Origin of the sequence: Paenibacillus sp. MABNR03 (assembly GCF_050455445.1) — a bacterium.
Taxonomy (GTDB): domain Bacteria; phylum Bacillota; class Bacilli; order Paenibacillales; family Paenibacillaceae; genus Paenibacillus; species Paenibacillus xylanilyticus.
Genome location: NZ_JBCIYR010000003.1, coordinates 776,598 through 798,730, shown reverse-complemented (window position 1 = coordinate 798,730; position 22,133 = coordinate 776,598). Strand labels below are relative to the sequence as shown.

Sequence of the window (22,133 nt, the reverse complement as noted above, 5' to 3'; positions counted from 1 at the left end):
ATAAAACTAATCAGGGGGATATTCAATGAACAGTTATGTGACGCCGCAATCGGTACATGTAGTCGGACAAGCCCGTCAAGTTCAGCTTATACTGAAACAGTGGTTGCGTGAATGGGGTCCTGATGCCAAACTAAGTGATTTGATTGCTGGACGTAAATAATTTCTGTTTACACCCACATCTCCCATGAAATATAACATAAATTTACAAAAAGTCCGAATCCGATGCAAACCGGGTTCGGACTTTTGCCTAAGAGGTGTATGCTATGCAGCATGTCCCCTTACATCACCTTATTTGTTGCCCGAAGCTGTTTCCTGAATGATGGCTACAACAACCTGGGACAGTTTTACGATATCATCAGCACGAATGCGTTCTTTTGTCGTATGAATATCTTCATATCCTACGGCCAAATTCACGGTCGGAATGTTGAAACCGTTAAAGATGTTGGCATCACTGCCTCCACCCGAAGCAAAAGTACTTGTCTCCAGCCCTAGGCTGCGAATGGCACGCTGTGCAAGCTGGACAACCTCATGCTCATCATGGAATCCAAACGCCGGATACAGAATCTCACTGCGGAATTCAGCCGTTGCACCGTATTTGCGGCAGGTTGTTTCCAGGGCTTCACGCATTTGGGCAATTTGCTTTTCCACTTTCTCCTGAACAATACTGCGTGCTTCTGCTTCAATCTGTACAAAATCACAAACGACGTTAAGAGCGGATCCGCCCTGGAACTTGCCAATATTCGCTGTGGTCTCGTCATCGATCCGTCCCAGCGTCATTGCTGCGATAGCTTTGGCCGCCACTTGTATGGCACTGATGCCATCTTCGGGGTTGACCCCCGCATGTGCGGATTTTCCATAGATGTTCATCTGGATCTCGGCTCTCGCTGGGGCAGCTACACAAATCGTACCCACGGCACCATTGGAATCGAGTGCATATCCGAACTCAGCCTCAATATCTTTTGGATTCATCGCGCGAGCGCCAACCAGACCGGATTCTTCACCGACGGTAATGACGAACTGGATTTTTCCATGTGGAATTTTATTCTCTTGGATAGCACGAATGGCTTCAAGCAGTGCAGCAATCCCTGCCTTGTCATCTGCACCCAGTATCGTCGTTCCATCACTGCGAATCCAGCCGTCTTCTCCGAGCTCGGGTTTAATCCCTTGTCCAGGGGTTACCGTATCCATGTGGCATGTAAAAAAGATCGGCGCCGCCTCCAATGCACCATCCGCTTCCCAGGTAACCACCAGGTTTCCCGCGCCATGCCCGGTTTTCTCCTTGGTATCATCCTCATATACGCTAAGACCCAGCTGGGTAAATTGTTCCTTCAATACGTTAGAAATGTTTTGTTCATTTTTCGTTTCACTGTCGATCTGCACCAGTTCCATAAACTGATCTACGACACGCTGCTGCTTAATCATAGGACTTTCCTCCCTCTCGTGGATACGGTACAATACAATTAATATGCTTGTTTACTTTTCATTGTTGAAAGGAGTTCTCTCTTCATGCAAAAAAAGAAATGGTTCAAAATCGTGATCTATCTGATGCTGATCGCCATGATCGGGTCCACCCTTTTCATCGCGCTTGAACCTCTACTGTTTGGATAGAATTTGAAGCCTTTGACTGTCTGAATCTAGAGACGGGCACTGGCTTCTTTTTCCGTGATCCAGGTGATCTCATATGGAAAAATGCGGCCGAAGTACGGAACAATTTGCTGTGCAACTTGCTCTACGGTGTAGGTTCTGCCAGTGATGTCCTCCAGAGAGGTCACACCGTACTGCTCGATACCACAAGGAACAATCCCCTGAAAGCCTTCATGCTGAATGCCTGAGGTAATGTTAAAAGCAAACCCATGACTCGTCACGAAGCCGCGCCGATGTTTACAGCGGTTGAATTTCACCCCGATTGCAGCAATTTTCATATCGCCAACCCACACACCTGTATAAGCTTCTTTCCGGCCTGCCTCAATCCCCTTATCTGCCAGATAATCAATAATTACCTGTTCCAGTCTGCGCAAATATCCGTGTAGATCGAGCGCCTCATCACGACCGAGAATCAGCAGCGGATAACCCACAAGCTGGCCTGGACCATGATAAGTAATATCACCGCCACGGTCTATTTGAAACAAAGTGATGCCCTTTGCATCCAGTTCGTCCTGGCTGAGAAGCAGATGCTCAGGATGGTTTTGTGATCCGATCGTGTACGTCGGTGGATGCTGCAGCAGAAGCATCTGCTCCACACCCTCACCTTCGTCCAGCTGCTGTACAATTGCTTTTTGGCGGTTCCAAGCCTGTTCATAATCAAGCATCGGTACGTATGTAACATCCAGCGGCTTGTTCATGATTTCCCCACACCCTTCTGCTTCATTGTCCATATATTATCCGAGCGTTTAACCGCAGACAGCGGGAAAAGTGCACGGCCATCGGCACATACACTTTCCCTTGAGACACCTATTTCATTAATACACCTTGGTTTCCATATTGTATCCTTCAAGATTTTCTTTGACCCGCTGAAGGAACCGGCCGCAGATGACTCCATCCAGAATACGATGATCCAGAGACAGGCACAGATTGGCCATCGAACGAACAGCAATCATATCGTTAATGACTACAGGCTTCTTGACGATGGATTCAAATGTAAGGATTGCCGCCTGAGGATAGTTGATAATCGGCTGCGACAGGATCGAACCAAACGATCCTGTATTATTGACCGTAAACGTTCCACCCTGCATATGATCCAGCTTCAGCGTACCTTCACGGGTTTTGCGAGCCAGGTCCTCAATTTCACGGGCCAAACCTGCGATATTGCGCTGATCCGCATGCTTGATGACTGGCGTCAATACAGAGTCCTCTGTACCTACCGCCATAGACAGGTTAATATCCCGTTTAACGATAATTTTGTCAACAGCCCAAACCGAGTTCATGATCGGGTAATCCTTGATGGCATTAACGACACCCTTCATCATGAAGGAGAGATAGGTCAGATTAATGCCTTCCTTACGCTTGAACTCATCCTTGAGCTTGTTGCGCAGCATCACGAGATTGGTTACATCCACTTCAATCATGGTCCATGCATGAGGAATTTCCGATACACTTTGACGCATATTCCGGGCGATCGCATTGCGCACAGGGGTAACATCGATAAAATATTCCGATCTTCCCTGCCCGCCACCTTCCACTTCAATCTGCGGGATTTTCGGAGATTCGGTCAGATGAATCCCTGAATGTCTCACGGGAACGCCTGCATCCGCCGCAGAGACAGCTTCTCTTGCGGACATTCCCGTTTCTCCACCACTTTTGTTCACTCCACTAAACGGTGAAGCGGATGCCGTAGCCGCAGAGGAAGACTGTGCAGACGGCGAACCCGTATGGCCTCCTTGAGCGATAACAGCCAGTACATCCTTGCGTGTGATGCGTCCGCCTGCTCCTGTGCCTTGAATGCTCTGCAAGTTCAGACCGTGCTCTGCTGCAAGTGACTGTACTGCAGGAGAATACCGATTACGCATAGGCTGATTGGGATCATGGCCTACTGGAGTCACCGCTCCTTGCTGCACACTGTTCTGCTCAGAGACTTGCGTCACTTGCTCTTCCACTTGCTCATCGTCGGCAGCGGCTACCTGCATTCGGCAGATGGCTTCGCCAACAGCAATGGTCGTACCTTCTTCCACCAGAAGATCACCCATGATTCCATCAACGGTCGACGGAATTTCTGCATTGACTTTATCGGTGATTACTTCACAGATCGGCTCGTATTGTTCAACCCGGTCGCCCGGTTTTTTTAACCATTTGCCAATGGTAGCCGAGACCAACGATTCTGCCAGCTGCGGCATAATGACCTCGATCCATTTCATACGTTCAGCCATTTGTTATATCACTCCAAACTTTGCATTTAACCTTTTTTCGAATAGGTTGTCGAAACTTAATGGCACCAAACTGAATTAATACTCTGCAAGTGCGCGCATGGCTTCCTTCGCTTTATCCTTGCTCAGCATGTAGAATTTCTCCAGTGTTGGGCTGATTGGCATTGCAGGTACGTCCGGTCCGCACAGGCGCTGGATTGGCGCATCCAGGTCGAACAGGCATTCCTCACTGATAATAGCTGCAACTTCGGCGCCGACACCACCTGTTTTGTTGTCTTCATGAACGATGAGTACCTTGCCTGTCTGACGCGCCGAAGCAATAATTGCTTCACGGTCAAGCGGCTGCAGCGTTCGCAGATCCAGGACGTGGGAAGTAATGCCCTCTTCACGCTCCAGCTCCTCCGCAGCCTGCATAACAAAATGCAACGGCTGGCTGTAACCGATCACGGTAATATCCGCACCTTCACGAAGCACGTTTGCTTTGCCAATCGGAACGATGTAATCGTCCTCGGGTACATCCTCCTTAATCAGCTTGTAGCACTTTTTGTTCTCGAAGAAGAGTACCGGATCCGGATCACGAACGGCTGCCTTGAGCAGTCCCTTGGCATCGTATGCCGAATAAGGTGCAATGATTTTCAGCCCAGGTGTACCGAAGAAAATGGATTCCGGACATTGCGAATGGTACAATCCTCCGAAAATGCCTCCGCCAATTGGCGCACGGATGACAATTGGACAACTCCAGTCATTGTTGGAACGGTAACGGATTTTGGCCGCTTCACTGATAATCTGGTTCGTTGCCGGCAGCATAAAGTCTGAATACTGCATCTCCGCAATTGGCTTCATGCCATACATGGCTGCCCCAATAGCTACCCCGGCAATGGCCGATTCGGACAAAGGTGTATCCATCACACGCATTTCGCCGAATTGCTCTTGCAAACCTTTGGTTGTGGTAAATACGCCGCCTTTTACACCGACGTCTTCCCCAAGTACAAAGACATTCTCGTCTCTCTCCATCTCTTCTTTCATCGCTAGACGGATCGCATCAATATATTCCATAACCGCCATGATTACCGTCCCCCTTCTTCGCTGTCCGCATAAACGTGCGTCAGAGTGTCCTCAGGTTTCGGATATGGCGCGTTGTCAGCATATTCAGTTGCTTCTTTCATTTCCAGCGCAAGCTGGGAAGCCAGATCCGCATCCCGGGCTTCGTCCCAGATGCCGCAATCTATCAAATAATTTTTCATCCGAAGAACGCCGTCCTTCTTCCAGTTCTCGTCAACCTCTTCCTTGGTCCGGTAAGCCAGATCATTATCGGAAGTGGAGTGAGGAGACAAGCGATACATCATCGCTTCAATCAGGGTAGGGCCTTCACCGGCAATTGCACGGCGGCGTGCCTCCTTGACAGCAGCATACACTTCAAGTGCATCATTGCCGTCAACTCGAAGTCCAGGGAAGCCGTAACCTAATGCTCGATCCGATATTTTACCGCTAAGCTGCTTATGGACCGGAACCGAGATGGCATACTGGTTATTCTCACACATAATAATGACAGGCAGCTTGTGTACTCCTGCGAAATTGGCGCCTTCGTGGAAATCCCCCTGGTTGCTCGAACCTTCGCCAAACGTGACAAAAGAAACAAATTCCTTTTTCTGCATTTTGGCTGCCAGTGCAAAACCAACAGCGTGTGGAACTTGAGTTGTTACCGGGCTGGAGCCCGTAACAATCCGCAGTTTTTTGTGACCAAAGTGTCCCGGCATCTGCCGGCCGCCGCTATTCGGATCTTCCGCCTTGGCGAAGGCGGAGAGCATTAGCTCACGAGGCGTCATGCCTACAGCCAATACGAAGCCGTAATCGCGGTAATAAGGTAAATAATAATCGTGATCCCGGTCCAGTCCAAACGCAGCACCCACTTGTGCCGCTTCCTGTCCTACACCGGATACGTGGAAGTTAATTTTGCCGGCCCGCTGCAATAGCAAACAACGTTCATCGAACTTGCGCGCAAGCAGCATGTATTTGTACATGTCCAATACTTCTCCATCGCTTAGTCCCAGCTGTTCATGCCGGTGGACCGCATCTGCAGTACCTTGTGAACTCATATGAGGTACCTCCTTTTAATCAGAGCCTGTGCCCGTCTTACAACCCGATCTTATAACCTGGTACTAAGACTTGGCTTAACCTTATTATAATCCCTTTTGCCCAAAAAAGGAAAGGACCTTTCTCATAAGCCTGTCCAGACCTACATTCCAATGGCCTTTCCATCTACAGCCAGCATCGCTTCACCCATAATTTCGGACAAGGAAGGGTGAGGATGAATTGTCTGCCCCACTTCCCAAGGCGTAGCATCCAGCATTTGTGCCAGAGAAGCCTCTGCAATCAATTCCGTCACATGGGTACCAATCATATGTACACCCAATATATCATTCGTCTTGGCATCTGCGATTACCTTCACAAAACCGTCCCGGTTTCCATGAACCAACGATTTACCAATCGCCTGAAACGGAAACTTGCCAGTCTTGATTTCGTGGCCGCGCTCTTTCGCTTCACGCTCCGTATATCCGATGCTCGCTGCTTCCGGACGAGTGTACACACACCGCGGAATTCGATGGGATTCGACTGCATGAACGGTTTCACCTGCCAGATGATTGACGGCCAGAATGCCTTCATGACTCGCAGCATGTGCTAGCTGTAATCCACCAATACAATCTCCAATGGCATAAATGTGTCCCTCACCGGTCTGCATATGTTTATTAACCGCGATGAAGCCACGATCCAGTTTAATATCCGTGTTTTCCAGTCCAATGTTTTCGACATTTGCCTGCCGGCCAACCGATACCAGCATCTTGTCCGCACGGAGCGTCTCCTGCTGATCATTACTGCTTTGAACATCAATCCGAATGCCTTCATTTCCTGCTTGATATGACTCTGGCATGATCTTAGCCTTCGTCAGGAAGCGGACTCCACGTTTCCCCAGCAACCGCTGCATTTCCCGCGCAACGTCTTCATCTTCTGCAGGTAATACATGATCGGCAGCTTCGACAACGGTTACTTCAACACCGAAGTCATTCAGCATGGATGCCCATTCCAATCCAATCACGCCCCCACCCACAATGATGAGCGATGCAGGCAGTTCATCCATACGTAAAGCCTCGTCACTGCTCATAATGTAGCGGCCATCCGGCTCCAGACCAGGCAGTACACGTGGACGTGACCCGGTAGCAATGATGAGATTGGTTGGCACAACCGTATCCATCTCGCCATCTTCAAACTCTACAGCTACTGCTCCGCTCTGAGGTGAAAAAATGGATGGTCCGATCACACGGCCTTGGGCGTGTACGACCTGAATCTTATTTTTTTTCATCAAATATTGGACACCCTGATGCAGCTGTTCCACAATGGCATCCTTGCGTGCCTGCACTTTGGGGAATACCAGCGTTGCTCCCGCCGTCTCGATTCCATAAGTTTCACTCTCTTGAATCTCAGCGTAAACCTCTGCACTTCTCAGCAGCGCCTTGCTTGGGATACAACCGCGATGCAGACAGGTTCCCCCAAGCTTGTCCTTCTCGATAATGACGACCTGTTTACCCAACTGGGCAGCACGAATTGCGGCAACGTAACCTCCGGTTCCTCCTCCGAGAATGGCAACATCACATGTAATTGGCATCTTTTATGTTCTCCTCTATCAATATGTTTTCGTTATGAATGGAACGATGATTCTTAAAATGATTTCTCTTTTGCATAACAATTCTATATTCCATTGTACTCCCCTTGGGCAGTCAACTCAAAGTTTGTCCAATGACACATGGACAGCGCACAGAAACCAAGCTATGATGGAATCAGGCATGACCTGTAAGCGCAACCTTTATTTTTCGTCGATATTTGGCAGAAGGGGTTCTATGGTGATGAATACTAGACTGGTCTTTGCACGGTTTTTGGCGATTATGATACTGGTTATTCCCGGTCTAATGGCCATGAAGGGATTTTTAATGATGAAAGACGCCCTTTTCTTATTTTATGCCGAGCACGGGAACGAGCAGATTTCACCCGGTTTCCAGTGGCTTTCCTTTGGAGGTGGACTTCTCTTGTTTGCAGCAGGCATGAGCTTCCTCGGAGGCTGGATTCTCTTCCGTGACCGTAAACGCAATTATGTGGGTCCCCGTTTCCGTTCCAAAAGTGCAACCGAACAGGCAGAGACACCCGGCAAGCCTTCCTGAGTCCGGGCTTTTTGCCGTTTTCCCTAACCTTTATCATTCATGCAGGATCAGGTATAATGCTTATTTATTACGTTGATATTTCTGCATAATACAGTATAAAAGAAATTATGCGAAGCTCTGACATTTAAACAGACAGGATGGTTCATCATGGTATCGTTTCTCATTACGCTCCAAAGATTGCTCAAAGGCATTTTCCACGCGTTCAAGGACCCCAAGTTTCTCGCGCTGTTTACCTTAACTGCAGCAACGCTGCTCTCCGGAACCTTATTTTATACCCGTGTTGAAGGTCTGCACTGGATTGATGCACTCTACTTTTGTGCCGTAACCCTGACCACCGTAGGTCATCCTGAATTTGTGCCTACTACCGGATTCGGCAAAGCATTTACCGTGATCTACATGTTCGCAGGTATTGGCCTTACCTTTGCCATGATTGCCAGAATTACAGCAGGTATTCTATTTCCTCGCAAATTGCAGACAGAAGAGAACCCGGAGTAATCTCCGGGTTATTCGTATAGTGCATCCCTCAGCTTCGTTGACATGCGGGACTCTTTGGAAGAAGTCTTCAAAATCGTTTTGCGCAAGGTTAGATTGCTGGCCTGCAGTCGCTCCACTTCAGCAAACAGATCGGCTATCAACGCCTCCGCACCCTCATCAAGGACAGCCTGTCCTTTTAACTTCTCATATCGCTGCTGCAGTTCATTTATCGCTTCACTCACTCGTAAAACACCTCTTTTCAAATACTACTTGACTAACAACTGCCGTTACCGACAGCGTAATAATCCATATAGTAACACAAAGCAGCTTGGATTAGTTCTAGCTCTGACCGAAGTTTTTGTGGTACTCTGTAATGGTCGCTTTTTTTGTTGAATCCGTATGTGAGAGGAGTAGCAGCACCGTGCAAACAGGACGTATTACCGTAATTACTGGACCCATGTTCAGTGAAAAATCCGGTGAACTCATTCGCCGTTGTCAGAAATTGATTCAATTTGGCCGTAAAAAGGTCGTTGCTTACAAACCAGCCGAAGATGATCGGTTTGCCCAGGACGAGATTGTCAGCCGAATTGGATATCGACTTCCCGCCCATTCCATTCCCCGGCAGTTGACTCCGGAATCTGTGGACATGATTCTTGCTCAGACCAAAGATGCTGATGTAGTTGCCTTTGATGAGGTTCAATTTTTCAGCAGTGCCATTATGGATCTGGTCTCCGAGCTTGCCTACTGTGGCAAACACGTCATTGTGGATGGACTGAATATGGATTACCGAGGCAAAGAATTCGGATATGTTGGCGGTCTGCTCGCCATGGCAGATGACATCGAGAAGCTCTCCGCGTTTTGTGCAGTTTGCGGAAGCCCGGATGCGGCCTTTACCCAGCGTATTGTGAACGGAGAGCCCGTTACCCTAGGCCCGGTTGTCATGATCGGCGATTCAGAAGCCTATGAACCACGCTGCCGCTGCTGTTTCATTCCTCCTCACAAAGTAGAATGCTGATTCAGCTTTCATTATACATTCGGCAGGCGCTGTAAGGCAGAATCCTGCGTAATCTTAAAAAGCCCTGAAGGGCTTTTTTTGCTTTACGTTTCCAAACGATCTATTCGTTGTTTCAATCTATAACAAAAAAGCACCGCTTATTAGCGATGCTCTAATTCGTAGTCTCCCCGCTAGTCTCGGGAAACAAAATATTTGTTGGTCATGTAGTATGCGTCACCGCGCGACGTTTCTACCATTCCTTTTTTGGCATCCAGAAATACAATCTCTTTACACTTCGTGCAATACCATTTGGTCCGCTTATATGGAGATTCCGTTACATATGCCGTGCCGCATTTACAATCAATTTTCATCAATAGCTCGGTTGATTTATATGCACTGGACAAGCGTTCCAGATTATCCTGCTGCTGTGTGGGCATGATGGTCTGTTGATAATCGGATAAATGATTTTGAACTTTGAAGTCTGCCACGAGGCCTGCATTCAATCCAAAGAACTCTTTCCCAATCTCGGTCACGAAGCGCTTCTCATTTCTGTAGCAATCCAGCCACTCAATAATCTGCTTATTAGACAGTGGAACCGTACCCTTGATACCGCTATTTAAGGTGTAGGTCATGATGTATAAAGTATCGTCTTGTCTACCTGAGTACATTAGAATCCTCCTTCGAATACATTTGCTAATGTACTACAAAAACGCTCATAAATCAAAGCAATGTTATTTCCTGAGCGCAATTTTTCCTATTAAATGGGGAACATTCCTCGTTTATCAGCAAGAAGCTTACAAGAACTGCATACACCTGCAACATTTCCCTCCGGAGCCGCATAATGCACGACGGATTTCACCTGTTTCTTGCAAAGGGAACAGTAGTGCCTCCTTTCTTTTTTAGGAGTGTAGTCCGATAGCTTCACTACGTTTTGTTTGTGTTTGTAACCGCGTAAGAAGCTCAGCCATTTCATCTCACTCTCAACTCTCTCTTTAACCTATTTTGTAACCATTCTCATTCTCTCTCTGAGTCTAAAACTGTCTTTGTAAAAATTATGTATACATTTCTCAGTTGTGCACGCCTATCTCATACATCTATTCGACGTTTTGATCCTTTTTCCTGTCTTTAATCATTACACATATTAAAAAAACCGACAAAGCTACAACCCTTCTTACGAAGAATAGAGATGATGTCGGTGAAGATTCTTTATTTATAAAAAGTACCCAGCACTTCAAGTGCGGACGAGCGCTCAATTCGAAACGGATAGATGTATCCCTGATTAAACCTGCTAAACCTGCGGCTCCACAGATCCAGCCCGGAGGTGAATTGATAAGCCTGATATACAAATTTGGAACAATAGTTTCGTTCAATGCTTCGCAGGTTGGTTTGCAAGCGATAAAACTTCACCTGCTTGTAGTGTTCCTGCACCCATTCGGCCGCCCGTTGTCCAGCTTCATTAAAACGGGAACGAAACACAATGAACCGATCCCCTTCGTAAAAACGTGTAAGATACCACTCCAGTGAATCGGCAAATACAGGCCCATACGGATGCACATGGTACACTTTTCCGTCGAGGCCAATAATCCCCATGTGTCCTGCATAGTAGGTTGACTCCGAGCTCGGTGTATAGACAATATCTCCAGGTTTCAGGTCCATCTGACCAAGCTCTGTAACAGGGAGATCCTGTTGCAGCCGTTTGGCTGCGTATCGTTCCCGCCGGCCTTCAACCAGCAATCGATGCAAAGCACCAGCCACAGCAAGATAGATTGCTGCGTATTTGATACGTTTCTTTCCTTTTCCCTTAGTAGATCTGAGGACAGAAGAAATGAAATTCCGAAACAATTTAGACATACCTCACCCCGTATTCTGCACTCTGTCAATTGATTTGTCTATTTTACATATTATAGTTTCCGTTTAGGAACTGATCAAACTGTTACGATCATTCGATATTAGCAGCACTATGCTCAAGTCTCCCCCTTAACAGAATAACCCAAATTTCCGATATTATAATAAGTATGATAAAAAAATCATGCGACATTCAAACCTAGGAGGAATCCAATATGCTATCCGTTTCTTCATCAAACAGAAGCACCGGAACAAACCAGAGCAGCAGCAATACAGCTTCTAAAACGGACAAGATCATTCAGGATCTGATGAAACAAAAGGCAAGACTGAGTGAAGAAATGCAAACCGTAAGATCCAATGAAAAACTGGACACAAAAACCAAAATGCAGCGCATTCAAACCCTATCCTCCAGCATCCAGGAAATCGACGCTCAAATTGCTCAAATTAAAGCAGAAGAAATTCAGGAAAAGACTCGCCAAAAAGAGACTGATCAACCCAAAAGTTCTGAACCCCAACCTGAAGATACGGTCTCACTCGGTTCAGTAATCAAGAACAGCAATACATACGATCAATTGGGGAAACTGGTCGGATCCCGTGAGAAAATGCAGGGTTCTATTAACACGCTTGAAGGCGGCGTTCGATTTGATCGCACTCTACTAGACAGTAACCCTCATCAAGATAGCGGAAAATCAGCAATGCTCGAAAATGCAGAGCATACCGTTTTTCAAATGAAGCGTGAAATGGTGCAGGAAATTAAATCCCACATCAGAAGTACGGATAAAAAAATAGGGGAATTACTCAAAGATATAAATGATACAGCTCCACGCAATGACCAGACCGCAGAGAAATCGCGTACAGAGGTAGATAAAGTGGAAAAAGACAAAACGGACAATATTCCTGCGGATAACAACCAGTCTAAGGACAACGACCATCCATCTAATTCACCTGCAATTTCAAACAAAAATACATCGATCGACGTTTTAATTTAAATATTTTCGTTACAACGCAAAAAATAAAACCACAACCTTAATACCTGAATTCATCAAGGTAATCAAGGTTATGGTTTTTTATTTGTGTTTTACTCTTCTACAACACCAAGGGCTTTATTTTTCTCTTTGAACCGGCTGTTATGAGAAGATACATAAGCTACTTTATCCGCCTCAGGATCCATGTACAGTTTTGCACTGTTCACCGCAAGGGCAGCATCTGTAAATGTCCCTGCAATGAGATACAGCTTGCTGCCATAGTCCACAAAGTCACCTGCAGCGAATACACCAGGAATATTCGTTTGCAGCTTCTCTGTTGTGGTCACATGCCATTCTCCAAGATCCAATCCCCAATCACGGATCGGACCAAAGTCACTCTTCATGCCATGGTTGACGATAATCGCATCGACCTCAAGCATTTCACTTTCACCTGTTTCCACATGGGAAATCGTCACATGCTCAATAACCTCACCGCTAACACTGTGTAACGTATCCACCGCATAAGGCGTTCGAACATCCACAGAGGACTCTCTCATGCGGATCACATTGCGTTCCAGTCCGCCGAAACGATCACGTCGATGGACAACCGTGACTTGTTCTGCGAGAGCTTCAAGCTCGTTGGCCCAGTCTACTGCTGAATCGCCTCCACCAGAGATAAGCACACGTTTTCCCCGGAAAGGCTCCAATTCCTGCACCGTGTAGTGCAGGTTGGTTACCTCGTAACGATCAGCTCCTTCAAGTTCCAACTTAGCCATCTTGTATATTCCGTAACCAATGGCCATAATCACTGTTCGTGTCCAATGTTTCTCACCTGTAGCAGAAGTGAGAATAATCGTACCGTCAGGTTGACGTTCGAAGCCTTCGATCTGCTGTTCAAAGATAATCGTTGGTTCAAACGTTCTCGCCTGTTCTTCCAACTGTTTGATCAGATTTTCGCACAAGATCGGCGTCACCCCACCAACATCCCAGATCATTTTCTCCGGATAAAAGAGCATACGACCGCCCAGTCTGTCACGGGCTTCAATCAATTTAGTTTTCATATCCCGCATACCGCTATAGAAGGCTGAGTACATCCCGGCAGGGCCTCCGCCGATAATGGTTACATCATATAGTTCCAACTGCTGCTCCATTTAAAAGTTACCTCCGTTAATTCGATCCAGAACATCGAGTATTTGATATCGATTCTCATTATCACTTAATTCTTAGTTTAATGGGAATCTTATCAAAATACAATGGATAAAAACAAAACAATTTTTGCACAAAACAACGATCATTCCATTAAAAGCTATTCGGCTAATGTAGAATCTTATGAATCCACATGTCATTCTATAAAGGAAGCCAAAAATAAAAGCCACTATTTATTGGTCCAAACAGACCTCATAAATAGTGGCTTTTATTTTTGCTATCGCTTTCGTATTAGCTTAATTACTCCTGACCCTTTCAGGAGACTTTATGCTCAATTCTCAGCTTGTCTGCAACCATTGCGATGAACTCGCTATTGGTTGGTTTCGACTTGCTGATGTTGATGGTGTAGCCAAAGAGGTGGCTGATGCTGTCGATGTTTCCGCGTGTCCAGGCTACTTCAATCGCATGGCGAATGGCACGTTCGACGCGGGACGGCGTTGTTTTGAATTTTTCGGCAATGGCAGGGTACAGCGTTTTGGTGATCGCACCCAAAATTTCGATATTGTTATATACCATTGTAATCGCTTCGCGCAAATACTGATATCCTTTAATATGCGCAGGAACGCCGATTTCATGTATGATGGACGTGATGCTGGCATCCAGGTTTTTGTGTTTGCCCATAGGCACCACATTGGACTTGTTCATAAACATGGATGAGCTGCTGCTGGTGCCTGAAGAGACGGTTGACTGGGATCCAACAAGCTGGCGTACCCGGTTAGCGAGCACTTCCATGTCAAATGGTTTGAGGATGTAATAAGAAGCTCCGAGTTGCACGGCACGCTGTGTGATATTCTCTTGACCGAATGCCGTAAGCATGATCACTTTCGGTTGCGGATTCAGGTTCAAATTGCGCAAACGTTCCAAGACACCCAATCCATCCAGGTGAGGCATAATAATATCCAGAATCAATACATCCGGTACATCACGGCTTTGCTCCAACAACTGCAGTACTTCTTCACCGTTGTAGGCAATTCCGGTAACTTCCATATCTTCCTGTTCGGATATATATTCGGCAAGCAAATTCGTAAATTCACGATTATCATCAGCCAGCAATACCTCAATTTTTTGCAAAACGGTATCCTCCTTTGGTTTAACCACGGTTTCGTACATTTCCTTACAGGTTAAATTTTCGACACAGGCGAGGAAATTCCTTCTGTCGAAAATTATTTTTCTTTATTTTTTTTTCGCGTTACTATATAATAAATAATTTATTTCATTATGTGATAATAATCTTTTCCATTCGACAAAAAATCTTAAGGCGGTTTAACCAGCCTTAAGATTTTTTGCTTTTTCCTTTTTGATCATGACTCCCGCATCCTGTAACATCCACTCAATAAAACATCCATAACCTGATTTCGGATCATTCACAAACACATGTGTCACTGCACCAACCAGCTTGCCGTTTTGTACGATTGGGCTTCCGCTCATTCCCTGTACAATGCCGCCAGTCTTATCAAGCAGCTTCGGATCGGTAATCCGAAGGACCAGACCTTTGGTTGCAGGTTCCGATTGATCGGCCACATGTACAATGTCTATAGAGAAACGCTCAACCTGCTGTCCATCCACAACAGTCAAAATTTCTGCCGGTCCTTCCTTCACTTCATGTGAGAAAGCAACAGGAATTCCTTTGGAGTATAAACTGTGATCTGGATTGTCAGACATCTTGCCGAATATGCCAAAAGCCGTATTACGCTCAATATTGCCTAAAATTTTGCTTTCCTTAAGAAAATGTGCACGCTTCTCACCCGGATCGCCGGATTCACTTTTCGAAATGGACGTGACATTCGACTGAACAATTTGACCACTGCCGACAACAATGGACGTTTGAGTATTCATATCTGTAATTACATGTCCCAATGCACCATATACGCCCTGATCAGGCGCATAGAACGTCAAAGTGCCTACTCCAGCGGCAGAATCACGAATGTACAATCCAAGTCTCCAGGCTTGATCTTCGGCATCATATGCTGGCTTTAATTGCGTCTTAACCGTTTCCTTCCCGCGTTTCAATACAACATCGATGCCCTTTTTGCTTTTTCCCGCTTGCTCCACAGCTTCTGCAACACCTGCAACACCATCGAGACGTTTACCATTCATATGGGTAATCAGATCGCCAAGCTTAATTCCTGCGGCTTCTCCTGGGGAGACCCTCTGATCTCCTTCAGCACGTACCAAGTGATGACCTACAACCAATATGCCAGCTGACTTCACTTTTACGCCAATGGTTTGACCCCCGGGTACAACTCGCAAATCCGGAATGACGTTTACATTCACCGTTTTGACCGGAATTTTGCCCCACAACTTCAACGTTAATTTTGCTTGCCCCGTCTGCTGGGGATGCAAATGCAACGGTTGCTGCTTCGTGACATGTACAGCTTGCTCCTGCCCATCCAAACCGACGATATCTGGTCTGTCTACAACGGCACTTGAAGCAGCCGGTACAGCGAGTCGTACATCAGCTTGCCTGCCTGCAAATACCTGTAATTCGTCAGGCAATGAGGCATAACTCTGCACAGGCTGAATCGCCTGGCTGATCACACATAGAAAGAAGGCAAATAAAAGACCTAGCAATTTCTTCCTGAGGGGGGAATTCAATGGCTGTCACACTCCCTTTGCTTCTTTCGCTTGACGAAAGGTGGTCGCCAATTGCGTACCTATAAGATAACCTTGCCCCCAGGCTTTTATTACTGTCAATCATTACGCCGGCCGCTCGTTTCCCCCTTTTTTGGCTTCCGCCAAATTCAGCATTTCCTGTGCGTGATGCAGCGTTTTTTCTGTAATTTCAACACCACCCAGCATACGTGCCAATTCCTTCACTCTGCCCTCGTTTGACAGCGATTCCACCTGCGTCATGGTACGCCCGTCAACGACATGTTTTTCGATCAGATACTGGTGATCTGCCATACAGGCCACTTGTGGCAAGTGCGTAATCGAAAATACCTGACAGGTAGAAGATAAGCGGAACAACTTTTCCGCAATGGATTGAGCTGCTCTTCCGCTTACACCGGTATCCACCTCGTCAAAAATTAACACAGGAATTCGGTCATGTCGTGCGAAAATACTCTTCATGGCAAGCATCATTCGGGACAGCTCACCGCCCGATGCAATTTTACCAAGCGGACGCAAAGGTTCACCCGGATTCGGCGATATGAGGAATTCCGCATTATCCGCTCCCTGACGACTTAGGCGAAGCCTGCGACCGTTCCATTCAATCCCCTTGGGATCTTCTGACGGCGTAATCTGCACACGCAGCGTTGTACGCTCCATCTGTAAATCCTTCAGCTCACTCTCCACCTGTGCAGCGAGTTCTTCGGCACACTGTTTCCGGACTCGGCTCAAATCCTCTGCAGAATCCATCACCAGAACCAGCAGCTTGTCGCGCTCTGCACGGAGCTTCTCCAACCGCTCATCCTTGTTTTCCAGCTGGTCGGTTTCATGGCTGATTTGTTCATAATAATTGAGAATGAGTTCAACACTGTCCCCATACTTCCGTCTCAGTCCAGAGATTAGGTTTAAGCGCTGCTCCACTTCCTCCAGTCTGCCGGGGTTAAACTCAATTTTCTCACGGTAATCCCTCAGCTGGAATGTAGCATCCTCTAATTGATAAAACGCGGACTGCAGCTGCTCCACTATAGGCTGGAGTCCTTTACTGTCATAACCGGAGATATCTTCAATACGTGACAGGGCAATACTAACTGCCTCGAGCCCGCGTTGACCACTGAGCAGATCATAGGCACCGGCAACACTGTCCATCATTTTCTCACTATGGGATAGTTTGACCCGTTCTTCACCGAGTAATTCATCTTCCCCATGTGTCAGTCCGGCTGCAGCGATCTCTTCCAGTTGAAAACGATACATGTCCAACAGTTGATAAGCCCGCTGACTCGACTCCTGAAGGGCACGCAGTTCTTTTTCAGCAGTAATAAACCGGCTGTACCGTTCCTGATATTCCGATTTCACTGGACCAATCACTGCAGCACCGTAGGTGTCCAACAACCCCAAATGGCTCTCAGCACGAAGTAAACTTTGATGTTCATGCTGACCATGGATATTAATCAGTTTTTCCCCCACTTCACGCAGCATCGTCAGATTGACCAACTGCCCGTTAATGCGGGATGTACTTTTACCCTGGGTATTCAATTCCCGTCTAATGACGAGGTGTTCTTCAGGTTCACATTGGATACCGAGCTTTTCAAGGGTTTCCCACACCGGGTGACCCTGCTCCATCTCAAAAAGAGCCTCCATTTCGGCCTTGTCACAACCGTAACGAATCAGATCAGCCGAACTCCGGCCACCAGCGATCAAACCGAGCGCATCGATAATGATCGATTTACCTGCACCCGTTTCTCCAGACAACACATGAAACCCTGCGTGGAATACAACGTCCACTTCTTCTACTACAGCCAGATTACGAATCGATAATGTAACTAACATCAGCCAAAGCACCTCCGGATGACAAACTCAGCAATTATGTTTTGAATCGTATTTTTAGGAAATGTAACCCATAATTCGCTCAATAACCGTGACGCTGTTATCTTCAGTACGACAGATGATGAGAATCGTATCGTCACCACAGATTGTACCCATGACTTCCGTCCATTCGATATTATCGAGCAATGCCGCGATGGAATTTGCCGTTCCAGGCAGACATTTCATCACAACCAGATTGTTGGTATGGTCTATGTGGAGAAAATTATCCACCAATGCCCGCTTCAGCTTTTGGATGGGATTGTACCGTTGGTCTGTTGGCAGAGAATACTTATACCGTCCATCATCCATCGGTATTTTAATTAATAACAATTCTTTAATATCACGGGATACCGTGGCCTGAGTCACCTGAAAACCGGCTTGACGCAGCGCTTCAACCAGATCATCCTGGGTTTCTATTTCATTCTGACTAATAATTTCACGTATCTTAATGTGTCGTTGTCCTTTCATACATGCCTCCAGTTCAAATAGTTGCCACTGATCTTTCAGTCCAAATCATCACCATCGTATACATCTTCCTCATAATCCATCAATCGGATGACATTAACGCTGGATTCTTCCGTATCCACATACAATAGGCCTTCACAGCCTGGATACAGCAATAAATAATACAAAAAACGATCTCTTATGGCCGGACCTGTAAAATCAACCGGCTGTCTGCGCCGGGAGGTCTTTACCAGATACCTGATCTCATCACGCTCAGCAACATAATCAACGAACAGCCGACTGTAAAAAACGGACTCATTGACTTCAAAGGCGAGCGGTATTTTCATTTTGCCTCCGATGACTTCATACCCTTCTGCTTCAAGCAGATCAACAGCCGGGGAATGCTGAATATCGGAATTCAGTTGAATCCCTGACAAACTTACCGGTAACGGTCGATTGAGCCATTTACGTAAGCCGTAGAACAGCCATATGATTAAAATGACAGCAAGTACACCAATAACGATCGTGTCAGAATGCCCATTCATCATCGTTCACCTCGAAGACTTATTCGAGGTCCAGCAGTCAATCTCCTGTTATTAGGATCACCTTTCCAGCGAAAAGAAACCCATCCTATGATGAGTTTCCCGTAAAAGTATGAGCAGCTTCCATTGCAACCTGATGCGCAAGTGCATCAAGTGAAGCCGGGTCCTTCTCTTGTTGTGATGCGCCCGGTTCTTCCAGACGCCAATGAGCGAGAAATTCGATATTACCTTCTCCACCTGTGATAGGGGAAAAGGTTAAACCCTGAAGACTTAGCCCAAGCTCATTCGCAAAATGGAGCATGGTTTCCAGCACTTCCTTGTGTACTTTTGGATCTCGCACGACTCCCGACTTGCCCACCTTTTCACGTCCTGCCTCAAATTGAGGTTTGATCAAAGCAACAATGTCTGCCGGCTGCTTCAGAAGTGCTAGCAGCGGAGGCAAAATAATGCGCAGAGATATAAAGGATACATCTATGCTGGCAAAGTTCGGTACAGGCCCAATGAGGTCTTCAGGAGTTACATAACGAAAATTCGTTCTTTCCATCACGGTAACCCGGTCATCATTGCGTAAGGACCAGTCCAACTGATTATAACCTACATCAATCGCATATACATGAGAGGCTCCATGCTGTAAAGCGCAATCTGTAAATCCACCAGTTGACGAGCCGATATCGAGCATGACCAGACCGTTCATGTCGAGACCGAAGTGTCGAATGGCTTTTTCAAGTTTCAATCCGCCTCGGCCTACATACGGATGCACCGAGCCTTTGACTTTCAGTTCAGCTTCCCGCGGTATTTTCATGCCTGCCTTTTCGATTCGTTCATTGTTGGCATACACCAGTCCAGCCATGATTGCCGCTTTTGCCTTCTCACGACTCTCATAATAACCCTGCTCGACCAGCAGAACATCGATTCGTTCTTTCGGGAGTGACATGTCTTTCTCCTATCCTATCGTTCATTCATTTTATTTTGATGATACATCCATGTTTTCTTTTCAATTAAGAAGGAAAACGGGTTCTCGACATACCATAAGAGGATTGAGCTGCCAAACTGCGCAACTGCACACATACATTTTCCACAGTAAGTCCAACCTCAGCCCGTTGTTCGTTGATGCTGCCGTGTTCAATGAAGCGATCCGGGATGCCCATAAGCTGAACATGTACATCATGGAGACCCTGCTCAGCGTAAAATTCAAGAACAGCGCTACCCATACTGCCCGCTTGCGAAGCTTCTTCAAGCACAATCAGTTTCGTGCCACGAACCGCCAGATCACGAAGCATTTGTTCGTCGAGTGGTTTGAGGAAACGGGCATTGATAACTCCAGCTGTAATGCCTTCCTTTTTGACGGTTTCGGCTGCTTCTTCAGCGATTTGAACCATGGAACCTGAAGCTATGACGGCATAGCCTTCAGATGGCCGCAGCTGTTCCCATGTACCGATTGGAATCGGTACGAGCTGCTCATCCATAGGTACGCCTACCACATTGTTCCGAGGGTACCGGTAAGCAATCGGGCCTTCATTATAATCAAGCGCCGTCTTCATCATATGGCGCAGTTCATTCTCATCTTTTGGCATCATGAGTACAATGTTCGGGATATGTCTCATAAAGGCCACATCATAAACCCCTTGGTGTGTCTCACCATCTGGTCCCACAAAACCCGCACGGTCGATGGCAAAAATCACATTGGCGTTATGGCGACAAATATCATGCACGATCTGATCATAAGCACGCTGCATAAACGTAGAATATACAGCAAAGATCGGCTTCAGCCCTTCCATGGCAAGTGCTGCACACATGGTTGCAGCATGCTGTTCAGCAATCCCCACATCAATCATGCGATCCGGGAATTCCTTGCTGAACGGAATAAGTCCTGAGCCTGTTGGCATGGCAGGTGTAACAGCCACAATTCGCTGATCCTCCTTGGCAAGCTCAACCAGTGTTTGCCCGAATATTTCGGTATACATTGGTTTGCCCACTGCCTTAAGAACCTGACCGGATTCAATTTTGTACGGCGAGATACCATGCCATTTGTGTGAGTCTGCCTCAGCAGGCTGGTATCCTTTCCCCTTGGTTGTAAGAACATGAACGAGGACAGGGCCTTCAACGTTATCCGCCTGTTTAAACGTTTCAATCAATTTGGGAATATCATGTCCATCTATGGGTCCCAAATAAGTGAAACCCAGTTCCTCAAACAAGACACCCGGAACCATCATGTATTTGACACTGTCTTTGATCCAGCTCGCCGATTTGGCCAGACGGTCTCCAATGGCAGGAATCTTTTTGAGAATTCCTTCCACATCATCTTTGGCTTTTAGATAATGACGATCGGAACGGATTTTGCTTAAATATTTATGCATCGCCCCGACATTGGGAGCAATGGACATTTCGTTATCATTAAGAATGACCATCAGCTTTTTCTGCTCATGACCAATGTGATTGAGTGCCTCGAAGGCCATACCACCCGTAAGCGCCCCATCCCCAATCATGGCGATGACCTGATTCTCTTCACCCTTGAGATCACGCGCAAGCGCCATCCCCATGGCTGCAGACAATGAAGTACTGCTGTGACCAGCTTCCCATACATCATGTTCGCTTTCATTACGTTTGACAAATCCGCACAATCCATTGTGCTGACGCAACGTATCGAAACGGTCCATTCGTCCGGTAAGAATTTTATGCACATACGCCTGATGCCCTACATCGAATATCATTTTGTCTGCCGGACTGTTATAGCAGTAGTGCAGGGCTACCGTGAGCTCAACCACGCCTAAATTCGGTGCCAGATGCCCCCCGGTCACGGACAATTTCTCAATCAGAAACTGCCGAATCTCTGCGGACAATAAAACAAGATCATCCTGGGACAACGATTTTAGATCACTGGGTTGTTTAATTTGTGGAAGCAGCACGAGAATCTCCCCGCTTTCCTAGATTGTTTGATTGTTTGGGTAATGCTTTTTATTACATAATTTATTAAATGACATTAAATCATTATAACATAAAAGAACAGGAATCATAATTTGCGGCACCATACTCCAGTTTACGAGCATTTTCGCCAGCAAGCCAAATGGATTGACCCATCATTATGTATCCGTAATGTCAAAAGTACAAACGGTGTGCAAAAA

General features: G+C 46.6%; 23 protein-coding genes. 6 read left to right on the top strand and 17 right to left on the bottom strand.

All coding sequences use genetic code 11. The annotated features are described in order from the left end of the window. The first annotated feature begins 25 nt into the window (after window positions 1–25). A complete protein-coding gene (locus AAIH57_RS18820) occupies window positions 26–160 on the top strand; it encodes a Z-ring formation inhibitor MciZ (RefSeq protein WP_175395570.1) in 135 nt (44 codons plus the stop codon). A 128-nt stretch (window positions 161–288) separates the two neighbouring features. Here AAIH57_RS18820 and AAIH57_RS18815 read toward each other — a convergent pair whose 3' ends face one another. Beyond that, window positions 289–1,422, bottom strand: coding sequence for a M20/M25/M40 family metallo-hydrolase (locus AAIH57_RS18815; protein ID WP_175395571.1), 1,134 nt, complete (start codon window positions 1,420–1,422; stop codon window positions 289–291). A gap of 84 nt (window positions 1,423–1,506) precedes the next feature. On the opposite strand from AAIH57_RS18815, the gene prli42 reads away from it, so the two are divergent. Beyond that, window positions 1,507–1,608 carry a stressosome-associated protein Prli42 gene (gene prli42, locus AAIH57_RS18810; RefSeq protein WP_095290480.1) on the top strand — a complete coding sequence of 34 codons (102 nt, stop codon included), beginning with the start codon at window positions 1,507–1,509 and terminating at the stop codon, window positions 1,606–1,608. Window positions 1,609–1,634: 26 nt separating this feature from the next. Here the strand turns inward: prli42 and lipB are convergent, their stop codons facing one another. From lipB to lpdA, 5 genes are all read right to left on the bottom strand, one after another. Then, window positions 1,635–2,342, bottom strand: coding sequence for a lipoyl(octanoyl) transferase LipB (gene lipB / locus AAIH57_RS18805; protein ID WP_430022623.1), 708 nt, complete (start codon window positions 2,340–2,342; stop codon window positions 1,635–1,637). 117 nt (window positions 2,343–2,459) lie between these two features. After that, window positions 2,460–3,863, bottom strand: coding sequence for a dihydrolipoamide acetyltransferase family protein (locus AAIH57_RS18800; RefSeq protein WP_281366033.1), 1,404 nt, complete (start codon window positions 3,861–3,863; stop codon window positions 2,460–2,462). Between the two features lie 75 nt (window positions 3,864–3,938). Continuing rightward, the gene (locus tag AAIH57_RS18795; RefSeq protein ID WP_175395573.1) at window positions 3,939–4,925 is read right to left on the bottom strand and encodes an alpha-ketoacid dehydrogenase subunit beta; all 987 of its coding nucleotides are present in this window, start codon (window positions 4,923–4,925) and stop codon (window positions 3,939–3,941) included. A 2-nt stretch (window positions 4,926–4,927) separates the two neighbouring features. Further along, window positions 4,928–5,956 carry a thiamine pyrophosphate-dependent dehydrogenase E1 component subunit alpha gene (locus AAIH57_RS18790; RefSeq protein WP_095290473.1) on the bottom strand — a complete coding sequence of 343 codons (1,029 nt, stop codon included), beginning with the start codon at window positions 5,954–5,956 and terminating at the stop codon, window positions 4,928–4,930. Between the two features lie 140 nt (window positions 5,957–6,096). Further along, on the bottom strand, window positions 6,097–7,521 hold the full coding sequence (gene lpdA / locus AAIH57_RS18785; RefSeq protein WP_430022622.1) for a dihydrolipoyl dehydrogenase: 1,425 nt from the start codon (window positions 7,519–7,521) through the stop codon (window positions 6,097–6,099). A gap of 232 nt (window positions 7,522–7,753) precedes the next feature. Here lpdA and AAIH57_RS18780 point away from each other — a divergent pair, with 232 nt between their 5' ends. After that, window positions 7,754–8,071, top strand: coding sequence for a DUF2627 domain-containing protein (locus AAIH57_RS18780; protein ID WP_430022621.1), 318 nt, complete (start codon window positions 7,754–7,756; stop codon window positions 8,069–8,071). Window positions 8,072–8,218: 147 nt separating this feature from the next. Further along, on the top strand, window positions 8,219–8,566 hold the full coding sequence (locus tag AAIH57_RS18775) for a potassium channel family protein (protein WP_175395576.1): 348 nt from the start codon (window positions 8,219–8,221) through the stop codon (window positions 8,564–8,566). 8 nt (window positions 8,567–8,574) lie between these two features. Here the strand turns inward: AAIH57_RS18775 and AAIH57_RS18770 are convergent, their stop codons facing one another. After that, window positions 8,575–8,787: a hypothetical protein gene (locus AAIH57_RS18770; RefSeq protein ID WP_175395577.1), complete on the bottom strand. Its 213-nt coding sequence runs from the start codon at window positions 8,785–8,787 to the stop codon at window positions 8,575–8,577. Window positions 8,788–8,966: 179 nt separating this feature from the next. Between AAIH57_RS18770 and AAIH57_RS18765 the strand changes: the two genes are divergently transcribed. Continuing rightward, window positions 8,967–9,560 carry a thymidine kinase gene (locus AAIH57_RS18765; RefSeq protein WP_413035455.1) on the top strand — a complete coding sequence of 198 codons (594 nt, stop codon included), beginning with the start codon at window positions 8,967–8,969 and terminating at the stop codon, window positions 9,558–9,560. A gap of 170 nt (window positions 9,561–9,730) precedes the next feature. Here the strand turns inward: AAIH57_RS18765 and AAIH57_RS18760 are convergent, their stop codons facing one another. Together AAIH57_RS18760 and AAIH57_RS18755 are read right to left on the bottom strand one after the other, a co-directional pair. After that, window positions 9,731–10,207, bottom strand: a complete 477-nt coding sequence (locus AAIH57_RS18760) for a hypothetical protein (RefSeq protein WP_017687614.1) — start codon at window positions 10,205–10,207, stop codon at window positions 9,731–9,733. 538 nt (window positions 10,208–10,745) lie between these two features. Then, window positions 10,746–11,390: a hypothetical protein gene (locus tag AAIH57_RS18755; protein WP_246310842.1), complete on the bottom strand. Its 645-nt coding sequence runs from the start codon at window positions 11,388–11,390 to the stop codon at window positions 10,746–10,748. Window positions 11,391–11,599: 209 nt separating this feature from the next. Here AAIH57_RS18755 and AAIH57_RS18750 point away from each other — a divergent pair, with 209 nt between their 5' ends. Further along, window positions 11,600–12,373, top strand: a complete 774-nt coding sequence (locus tag AAIH57_RS18750) for a FlxA-like family protein (RefSeq protein ID WP_430022620.1) — start codon at window positions 11,600–11,602, stop codon at window positions 12,371–12,373. An 89-nt stretch (window positions 12,374–12,462) separates the two neighbouring features. On the opposite strand, the gene AAIH57_RS18745 is transcribed toward AAIH57_RS18750, so the two are convergent. The 8 genes from AAIH57_RS18745 to dxs all read right to left on the bottom strand — a co-directional run bounded on the left by AAIH57_RS18745 (window position 12,463) and on the right by dxs (window position 21,917). Next, complete coding sequence (locus AAIH57_RS18745; protein ID WP_430022619.1) at window positions 12,463–13,500, bottom strand: NAD(P)/FAD-dependent oxidoreductase; 1,038 nt, start codon at window positions 13,498–13,500, stop codon at window positions 12,463–12,465. A gap of 310 nt (window positions 13,501–13,810) precedes the next feature. Beyond that, window positions 13,811–14,626, bottom strand: coding sequence for a sporulation transcription factor Spo0A (gene spo0A, locus AAIH57_RS18740; RefSeq protein WP_175395581.1), 816 nt, complete (start codon window positions 14,624–14,626; stop codon window positions 13,811–13,813). A 192-nt stretch (window positions 14,627–14,818) separates the two neighbouring features. Then, window positions 14,819–16,150 (bottom strand): SpoIVB peptidase, encoded by a 1,332-nt coding sequence (spoIVB, locus tag AAIH57_RS18735; RefSeq protein ID WP_175395582.1) that lies wholly within the window; start codon window positions 16,148–16,150, stop codon window positions 14,819–14,821. Between the two features lie 102 nt (window positions 16,151–16,252). Further along, window positions 16,253–17,989: a DNA repair protein RecN gene (gene recN / locus AAIH57_RS18730; RefSeq protein WP_175395583.1), complete on the bottom strand. Its 1,737-nt coding sequence runs from the start codon at window positions 17,987–17,989 to the stop codon at window positions 16,253–16,255. Between the two features lie 54 nt (window positions 17,990–18,043). Next, a complete protein-coding gene (gene ahrC / locus AAIH57_RS18725) occupies window positions 18,044–18,493 on the bottom strand; it encodes a transcriptional regulator AhrC/ArgR (RefSeq protein WP_175395584.1) in 450 nt (149 codons plus the stop codon). Between the two features lie 35 nt (window positions 18,494–18,528). Then, window positions 18,529–19,017 carry a hypothetical protein gene (locus AAIH57_RS18720; protein WP_430022618.1) on the bottom strand — a complete coding sequence of 163 codons (489 nt, stop codon included), beginning with the start codon at window positions 19,015–19,017 and terminating at the stop codon, window positions 18,529–18,531. A gap of 82 nt (window positions 19,018–19,099) precedes the next feature. Beyond that, window positions 19,100–19,945, bottom strand: coding sequence for a TlyA family RNA methyltransferase (locus AAIH57_RS18715; protein WP_430022617.1), 846 nt, complete (start codon window positions 19,943–19,945; stop codon window positions 19,100–19,102). A gap of 64 nt (window positions 19,946–20,009) precedes the next feature. After that, window positions 20,010–21,917, bottom strand: coding sequence for a 1-deoxy-D-xylulose-5-phosphate synthase (gene dxs, locus AAIH57_RS18710; RefSeq protein ID WP_175395586.1), 1,908 nt, complete (start codon window positions 21,915–21,917; stop codon window positions 20,010–20,012). Between the last annotated feature and the right edge of the window lie 216 nt (window positions 21,918–22,133).